The sequence below is a fragment of the Micromonospora sp. NPDC023814 genome (assembly GCF_040639595.1).
Taxonomy (GTDB): domain Bacteria; phylum Actinomycetota; class Actinomycetes; order Mycobacteriales; family Micromonosporaceae; genus Micromonospora.
The window spans coordinates 1-7812 of the sequence record NZ_JBFAAF010000136.1 but is presented as its reverse complement, the minus strand read 5'-3'; the positions used below and the strand labels follow the sequence as shown (position 1 = coordinate 7812).

General features: G+C 73.5%; 8 protein-coding genes. 5 read left to right on the top strand and 3 right to left on the bottom strand.

Features of this window, described 5'->3' with window-relative positions:
- The first annotated feature begins 183 nt into the window (after positions 1-183).
- Together AB0G14_RS34080 and AB0G14_RS34075 are read left to right on the top strand one after the other, a co-directional pair.
- Complete coding sequence (locus tag AB0G14_RS34080) at positions 184-525, top strand: hypothetical protein (protein WP_350712699.1); 342 nt, start codon at positions 184-186, stop codon at positions 523-525.
- Positions 522-1181, top strand: coding sequence for a nucleotidyl transferase AbiEii/AbiGii toxin family protein (locus AB0G14_RS34075; protein WP_357704665.1), 660 nt, complete (start codon positions 522-524; stop codon positions 1179-1181). The genes AB0G14_RS34080 and AB0G14_RS34075 overlap by 4 nt, the downstream gene beginning before the upstream one ends.
- Positions 1182-1229: 48 nt before the next feature.
- On the opposite strand, the gene AB0G14_RS34070 is transcribed toward AB0G14_RS34075, so the two are convergent.
- Entirely contained in the window at positions 1230-2132 is a 903-nt protein-coding gene (locus tag AB0G14_RS34070) for an SDR family oxidoreductase (RefSeq protein ID WP_357704663.1), read from the bottom strand.
- A gap of 209 nt (positions 2133-2341) precedes the next feature.
- Between AB0G14_RS34070 and AB0G14_RS34065 the strand changes: the two genes are divergently transcribed.
- Positions 2342-4132 carry a 5'-nucleotidase C-terminal domain-containing protein gene (locus AB0G14_RS34065; RefSeq protein ID WP_357704661.1) on the top strand — a complete coding sequence of 597 codons (1791 nt, stop codon included), beginning with the start codon at positions 2342-2344 and terminating at the stop codon, positions 4130-4132.
- 111 nt (positions 4133-4243) lie between these two features.
- Here the strand turns inward: AB0G14_RS34065 and AB0G14_RS34060 are convergent, their stop codons facing one another.
- Together AB0G14_RS34060 and AB0G14_RS34055 are read right to left on the bottom strand one after the other, a co-directional pair.
- Positions 4244-4432, bottom strand: a complete 189-nt coding sequence (locus tag AB0G14_RS34060; RefSeq protein ID WP_357704659.1) for a hypothetical protein — start codon at positions 4430-4432, stop codon at positions 4244-4246.
- A gap of 115 nt (positions 4433-4547) precedes the next feature.
- Positions 4548-5705: a geranylgeranyl reductase family protein gene (locus tag AB0G14_RS34055; protein ID WP_357704657.1), complete on the bottom strand. Its 1158-nt coding sequence runs from the start codon at positions 5703-5705 to the stop codon at positions 4548-4550.
- 143 nt (positions 5706-5848) lie between these two features.
- Between AB0G14_RS34055 and AB0G14_RS34050 the strand changes: the two genes are divergently transcribed.
- On the top strand, positions 5849-6085 hold the full coding sequence (locus tag AB0G14_RS34050; protein WP_357704655.1) for a hypothetical protein: 237 nt from the start codon (positions 5849-5851) through the stop codon (positions 6083-6085).
- Positions 6086-6170: 85 nt separating this feature from the next.
- Positions 6171-7610 (top strand): MFS transporter, encoded by a 1440-nt coding sequence (locus AB0G14_RS34045; protein WP_357704653.1) that lies wholly within the window; start codon positions 6171-6173, stop codon positions 7608-7610.
- Positions 7611-7812: the final 202 nt, after the last annotated feature.

Below are 7812 nucleotides of genomic sequence, written 5' to 3'. Positions count from 1 at the left end.
CCGCCGTGCCCGGCGCAGGGATCAAGCCTGACCGCCCGGAGCCGGGCACGGCGGGCCACACCCCCACCACCACGCACCGCAACCCAACACCCCACCGCGAACCACACCAACCACCGCGGGCCACCGACAAAACCCAGCCCAGCCAGCACCGACAATCCGCGGACCTGGGGTTACCCTGACACCATGCACGGCCTCTCCCCCACCGCGACCCGCGTGGCCCCCCTGGCCCGCCCGGGCCGGCCCGCCGTGGTGACCCGGACGCTCACCGAGCTCGCCGGCCCCACCCGCGGCGTCGTGGAGCTGCCCGTGCGGCTGATGTGGAACGCCGACCGCACGTTCGACCTGGGCGACCCGGACGAGTTGCTCTGGATGTACGAGAACGTCCTGCGGGAGACCACCCGCGCGGAGGACCTCCGCGTGCTCATCAACGGGCGCACCCTGCGCCGGGTGTGGCGGCTGCTCAACCTCCCCAGGGGCGTACGCCAGGCGTGGGAGATCCGCCACCGGGGTCTGCGTACGGCGTGAGCGGCCCGCACCCGCACGATTTCTACCGGGAGGTGGCCCGCGTCGCCCTGTCCGCCGCCGGGCCGTACCGGTTCGTGCTCGGTGGCGGGGTGGCCTGGGCGGCGCACGGGCTGGTGACCCGTCCGACCGAGGACGTGGACCTCTTCGCCGACGTCGAGGGGGCGGCCGCCGCGGCGGCGGACGGGGTGCGGTCGGCGCTGGAGCGGGCCGGGTTCGAGGTGAGCGACGCCGACCCGGACAGCGAGCTGGCCGAGCTGTTCGACGGGTTCGACCGGGACCTGAAGGACTTCGTGGTGAGCCGGGACGGGCGGCGGATCCGGCTCAGCCTGGCCCGCCTCGACCGGCACCGCAGCCCGGTGGTGATGGACCTCGGCCCGGTGATGGACGTACGGGACCTGATGGCGAACAAGACCGCCGCACTGGTGAACCGGCGGGAGGTCCGGGACTACATCGACGTGGCGGCGGCCCTGGAGCAGCACGACGTGGCGGAGCTGCTGGAGCTGGCCCGCCAGCTCGACCCGGCCCTGGATCCGTCGGACGTCCGCGCCGCCGGCCGCTACCTGGACCGGCTGCCGGACCGGCGCTTCGCCCGCTACGGCCTGGACGCCGCCGCCGTCGCCCGCGTTCGCGCCCGCCTCGCCGCCTGGCCCCGCTGACCCACTGACCCGCTGACCCGAGGGCGCGGGGGCGCGGGGGCGCGGGGGCTACTTGGTGGGGCGGCCGCCCGTCACGCCGAGGACCTCGCCGGTGACGTAGCTGGACTCCTGGGAGGCGAAGAAGACGTACGCCGGGGCCAACTCGGCCGGCTGACCGGGGCGTCCCTCCGGAGTGTCCTGGCCGAACTGCTCGACCTTCTTCTGCGGCATGGTCGCCGGGATCAGCGGCGTCCAGATCGGGCCGGGCGCCACCGCGTTCACCCGGATCCCCTGCTTCGCCAGGTCGGCGGCGAGCGCCTTGGTGAAGTTGGCGATTCCCGCCTTGGTGGTGGCGTAGTCCAGCAGCTGCGGCGACGGGTCGAACGCCTGGATCGACGAGGTGTTGATGATGGCCGAGCCCTCGGGCATGTGCGGCACCGCCGCCCTGCAGAGCCAGAACATGGCGTACAGGTTGGTCCTGAGCACCCGGTCGAACTGCTCGTCGCTGATCCCGAGGATGCCCTTCTCCTGCGCCATCTGGTGGGCGGCGTTGTTGACCAGGATGTCGATCCCGCCGAGGTCCCGCACGGCCCGCTCGATCAGCTCCTCGCAGTGCTGCTGGTCGGTGATGTCGCCGCGCACGGCGACGCCCTTGCGGCCGGCCTCCTCGACCAGCCGGACGGTTTCCCGGGCGTCGGCGTCCTCCTCCTCGCCGAGGTAGGAGATGAGCACGTCGGCGCCCTCCCGGGCGTACGCGATGGCGATCGCGCGGCCGATGCCGGAGTCGCCACCGGTGATCACGGCCCGCCGGCCGTCGAGCTTGCCGCTGCCGTGGTACGACTCCTCGCCGTGGTCCGGCTTCGGGGTCATCTTGCCGGTCGCGCCGGGCGGCGTCTGCTGCTGCCCCGGTTGCCCCTCCTGCTGGCCGTACTGGCTGGTGGGGTCCTGCTGGGTGTGCTGGTCCTCGCTCACCGACGTCTCCTCGCGCACCTGTCGGGTTCCTGGTATCCCACCGCCCTACCCTGAGCCGGCGGGCGGAAACGGCCCGGGCGGTGTTACACGAGCGCCCGCGGCCGCTGGGGTTGTGAAACACCTCGGGCTGCTGTGGCAGGAGTGACGGCCGCTCGTTAGGGTGCGCTCGGCGCCCACCAGGCGCCCCGACCCCCATGGAAGGGCACGTCATGACCTCTCCCTCCGGCCCGTCGCGTCGGACGGTGCTCGCCGCCGCGGCCGCGGCGGCGAGCGTCCCGCTGATCGCCGCCACCCCCGCCCAGGCGGCCGGCGCGGCCCGGTCGCGGACCTGGGACCTCACGATCCTCGGCACCTCGGACACCCACGGCAACGTCTACAACTGGGACTACTACAAGGACGCCGAGTACGACGACAGCAAGCACAACGACGTCGGCGTCGCCAAGCTGGCCACCCTCGTCAACCAGATCCGCGCCGAGCGGCGGGGCAAGGCGACGCTGGTGCTCGACGCCGGCGACACCATCCAGGGCACGCCGCTGGCCACTTTTTACGCCAAGCAGGAGCCGATCACCACCACCGGGGCGACGCACCCGATGGCCAACGCCATGAACCTGCTCGGGTACGACGCCGTGACGCTCGGCAACCACGAGTTCAACTACGGCCTGCCGCTGCTGGCCAAGTGGATCTCGCAGCTCGGCTTCCCGGCGCTGGCGGCCAACGCCGTCAACGTCGCCACCGGCAAGCCGGCCTTCCTGCCGTTCGTCATCAAGAAGGTCTCCGTCGGCTTCGCCGCGCCGCCGCTGCGGGTCGGCATCCTCGGCCTGACCAACCCGGGCAGCGCGATCTGGGACAAGGCCAACGTCGAGGGCCGACTGCGGTTCGACGACATGATCGCCACGGCCGCCAAGTACGTCCCGATCATGCGGGAACGCGGCGCCGACATCGTGCTGATCTCCGCGCACGGCGGCGACAGCGGCACCTCCAGCTACGGCCCGGAGCTGCCGAACGAGAACCCGACGGCGCTCATCGCCGAGCAGGTCCCCGGCATCGACGCGATCCTCTTCGGCCACGCCCACGCCGAGGTCGCCGAGAAGTTCGTGACCAACGCGCGGACCGGCGAGCAGGTGCTGCTCACCGAGCCGTCGAAATGGGGCCAGCGGCTGAGCCGGATGGACTTCACGCTGGCCCGCGAGAGGGGCCGGTGGAAGATCACCAAGAAGACCGCCGCCCTGCTGAACACCAACACAGTGGTCGAGGACCCGAAGGTCCTCGCCGCCGTGCGGGCCCAGCACCAGAAGACCGTCGCGTACGTCAACCAGGTCGTGGCGCGCTCCACCGTGGAACTGTCAGCGGCGGAAAGCAGGTACAAGGACACCCCGATCCTGGACTTCATCAACCACGTCCAGACCGAGGTGGTCGGCCAGGCGCTCGCCGGCACGTCGTACGCGGGGCTGCCGGTGCTGTCGATCGCGGCGCCGTTCAGCCGGACCGCGGTCTTCCCCGCCGGCGACGTGAAGATCCGCGACGTGGCCGGCCTGTACGTCTTCGACAACACCCTCGAGGCCGTCGTGCTCAGCGGCGCCGAGGTACGGACCTACCTGGAGTACTCGGCGAAGTACTTCCGGTCCCTCGCCCCGGGCGCCCCGGTCGACCCGGAGACGATCAGCGACCCGGCGGTGCCGGACTACAACTACGACGTCTTCTCCGGTCTGGAGTACGACATCGACATCTCCCGGCCGGTGGGCCAGCGCATCACCCGCCTGGTGCTGCCCGGCACCGACACCCCGGTGGCGGACAACGCGCAGTTCGTGGTGGCGGTGAACAACTACCGCCGCAGCGGCGGCGGCAACTTCCCCGGCATCGTGAAGACCCAGGTCTACAACGAGCAGCAGGAGATCCGTCAACTGCTGATCGACTGGGCGCAGGCCAGGGGCGCGATCGACCCGGCCGACTTCTACCAGCCGAACTGGAAGCTGGTGCGCGCGGGCGTGCCGGTCTTCTGACCGGCGATCACCGAACGGGCCGTGGGCGGATCGCCCGCGGCCCGTCCGCGTACCGGGCCGCATCGCGGGCGGGTCGCGCGTGGACGAGGCGCCGCCGCGCGCGACGCGCCGTCAGGCGCCGTGCCGCAGGTCCCACCGGTCCGAAGCCTCCGAATCCGGTCGGTCCCGGCGCGGCTCGGTCTCGGTCAGCGCGACCCGATCCTCCGGCGGGACCGCCGACGGCATCTCGCCGAAGCGCACGTGTCGCAGGAAGGCGTACTCGTCGTCGGTGAACGGCGACTCGGAGCGGTCCTCTGCCATCTGCTCTCCCCCTCGACGCCGTCATTCTCCGCCCGTGGCGCCCGGCGTCACCACCCCTAAGGCATCCTAGGATCCTGGCCGGAAGGGCGGGGCCGGGTGCATCCGTCCGCCCCGGTCAGGACGGCAGCTTCGCCAGCGGCGCGCGGGGGGCCGGCAGCCGGTCCAGCAGTGCCAGCGCCGCCCTTACCGGTGCCCGGCCCAACGTCTCGTCGAAGCTCGCCCGCCCCTGGCAGAACCGCACGAACATCCGCCAACCCGGCGGGGTCGCCAGCAGCGCGTGGAAGACCTCCGGCCGCCGCGCGAACACGTCCAGCAGCCGGTGCCCCGCGCGCATCGAGGGCACCAGGTCCCCCGCCACCGCACGCTCGTAGCACGCCAGGTCACCCGCGGCGACCGCGGCGCCGGCCAGCTCGCCGGAGCGCAGCGCGTAGCTGATGCCCTCCCGGCTCCACGGCTCCAGCAGTCCCGCCGCGTCACCCGCCACCAACACCCGGCCCCGGCGCAGCGGGGAGTCCTCGGCGCGGCAGCGGGTCAGGTGCCCCGAGTCGTGCGCCGGCTCCACCCCCGACAGACCCAGCCGGTCGACGAACGCGCGCAGGTAGGCCCGGGTCCGCTCCCCCTCGCCCCGCCCGGCGATCACACCGACCGTGAGCAGGTCGCCCTTCGGGAAGACCCAGGCGTACGAGCCGGGCAGCGGGCCCCAGTCCAGCAGCACGCGGCCCCGCCAGCGGTCCTGCTCCCGCGGCGGCACCGGCAGCTCCAACTCCAGCCCCAGGTCGACCTGCCGGTGGCGGACCCCCACGTGCCGGGCCGTCACGCCCGAGGAGCCGTCCGCGCCGACCACGGCCCGCGCCCGCACCGTCTCCCCGTCGGCCAGCCGCAGGCGTACGACCTCGGGGTCCTGCTCGACGGCGCGGACCGCGGCGCGCTCGCGGACCTCGGCGCCGGCCCCGGCCGCGGCCGCGCGCAGCCGATCGTCGAACTCCTCACGCCGCACCATCGTCACCAGCGGACCGTCGGGGTGCCGTCGGGTGAACCGGCGTCGCCCGTCCCGGGTGAACGTCACCCGGTCCACCCGGTCGTGCGCCGGGACGTCGATCCGGTCGGCGACCACCGCGAGCGAGGTGCCGATCAGGCCGCCCCCGCAGGTCTTGTAGCGGGGGTGCGCGGCCCGTTCCAACACGAGCGTGCGCAGGCCCGCGCGGGCGGCGGCATGGGCGGCGGAGAGGCCGGCGGGGCCGGCGCCGACGACGGCGAGATCCCAGATGATCACCGGTGCAGCGTATGCCAGGAGGCCGGTTGCGGGGGCGTCAGCGCGACCGGATCACCGCCCGATCGGGTGGGCATCTTCGGCCGGCCACGGGGTAACCGCGCGGCGCAACCGCCCGCGGGGCGGGCAAGGCGAAGGAGGACATCATGCGGCAGGTCCAACTGTCGGACGTCGAGGAACGGGTGTACGACGCCGTCGCGGCCCTGGAGGCCCGCGGGCAGGTGCCGTACCCGGACCTGATCGCCGAGGAGGCCGGGCTGACCGAGGAGCAGTTGCGCGAGCCGCTGCACCTGCTCACCGAGAAGAACCTGCTGCACCGCGAGGACTCGCCGATGGTCGGGCTGGACTTCGGCCCCCGGTTCTGCGCCCAACAGTTGGCGTGACCCGGCGGGCGGCCCGCCACGATTCGCCTCCCGGGGACCGGGGTAGCGGACAGCGATGCCCGACCACCGGTCCACGGGAGACACGATGAGCGCGGCGCGTACGCCGCGACCGGCCGACACCGCCTCCCCGGACGACCGGCGGCGCTGGCAGGCCCTCGGCGTCGGGCTGGTCGCCGCCTTCATGACGCTGCTCGACGTGAGCATCGTCAACGTCGCCGTCCCCTCGATGGACCGCGCCCTCGGGGCCTCCCCCAGCGACCTGCAGTGGGTGCTCTCCGGGTACGCCCTGACGTTCGGGCTGGTGCTGGTTCCCGCCGGGCGCTTCGGCGACGCGCGCGGCCGGCGCACCGCGTTCGTCTTCGGGATCGCCCTGTTCACGCTCGCCAGCGCCCTCGCGGGGCTGGCCGCCTCCCCCGCGTGGCTGGTCGCGGCCCGACTGCTCCAGGGCGCCGCCGCCGGAGTGGTCAACCCGCAGGTCACCGGCCTGATCCAGGAGCTGTTCCGGGGGCCCGAGCGGGGCCGCCCGTTCGGCCTGCTCGGCGCCACCATCGGCATCTCCACCGCCGTCGGCCCGCTGCTCGGCGGCCTGCTGATCGCCGTCGGCGGCGAGGAGCACGGCTGGCGCTGGGTGTTCTTCGTCAACGTGCCCGTCGGGATCGTGGCGGTGGCCCTCGGGTGGCGGCTGCTTCCCGGCCGTCGGGCGAGCCCCGCGGACCACCGGCGGCTGGACCCCGTCGGAGTGCTGCTGCTCGGGCTCGGCGTGCTGCTGGTGCTGCTGCCGCTGGTGCAGCAGCAGTGGCAGAGCCGCGCGAAGTGGCTGCTGGTGCCGGCCGGGCTGCTCGCCCTGGCCGGGTTCGGGGCCTGGGAACGGTGGTACGCCCGGCGCCGGGATCCGCTGTTCGACCTGCGCCTGTTCCGCTTCCGGTCGTACGCCCTCGGATCACTGATCGCGCTGGTCTACTTCGGCGGGTTCACCGCGATCTTCTTCATCTTCACGCTCTACCTTCAGAACGGCCTCGGCTACAGCGCGCTGGTCGCCGGCGTGGCCATCACCCCGTTCGCGCTGGGCTCGGCCGCCGCGTCCGCCCTCGGCGGCCGGATCGTCAACCGCTTCGGCCGGCCGCTGGTCGCGGTCGGGCTGCTCACCGTGGTCGTCGGGCTCGGCGCAGTGGTCGGCGTGCTCGCCCTGGCGCCCGCCGGCGCCGTGGTGCCGTGGCTGACCGCGGCACCGCTGCTGGTCGCCGGGCTGGGCAGCGGCCTGGTGATCGCCCCGAACCAGACCCTCACCCTGTCCCAGGTGCCGGTGCCGCAGGCGGGCAGCGGCGCGGGCATGCTGCAGACCGGCCAACGCATCGGCTCCGCCGCCGGCATCGCCGCCGTCGGCTCGGTCTTCTTCTCGTCGCTGGCCGGCAGCGACGGCGACTACGCCATCGCCTTCCGGCACTCCCTCCTGCTGGCCGCCGCGGTCATCGCGCTGGCGCTGGTCGCCGCCCTGGTGGACGTCACCCTCGGCCACCGCCGCTGAACGCGCCACCCGCACGCCTCCCCCGGATGCGAGGACGCCACTGGCCGGCACCCCGCACGGGGTACCGGCCAGCGGCGTCATGCACCTGTCGTCAGCTGTTCCAGTGTTCGGCGACCAGGTCGGCGGCCTGCTGCTCCCACTGGGCGTAGTGGTCCGGGTACGCCGACACCTGCACCGTCTGCGCGGCCTCGGTCAGCGGCAT

Coding starts and splice junctions, on each gene's coding strand:
- AB0G14_RS34080 (WP_350712699.1), top strand. CDS start 184: ATGCACGGCCTCTCCCCCACCGCGACCCGCGTGGCCCCCCTGGCCCGC.
- AB0G14_RS34065 (WP_357704661.1), top strand. CDS start 2,342: ATGACCTCTCCCTCCGGCCCGTCGCGTCGGACGGTGCTCGCCGCCGCG.
- AB0G14_RS34060 (WP_357704659.1), bottom strand. CDS start 4,432: ATGGCAGAGGACCGCTCCGAGTCGCCGTTCACCGACGACGAGTACGCC.
- AB0G14_RS34050 (WP_357704655.1), top strand. CDS start 5,849: ATGCGGCAGGTCCAACTGTCGGACGTCGAGGAACGGGTGTACGACGCC.
- AB0G14_RS34045 (WP_357704653.1), top strand. CDS start 6,171: ATGAGCGCGGCGCGTACGCCGCGACCGGCCGACACCGCCTCCCCGGAC.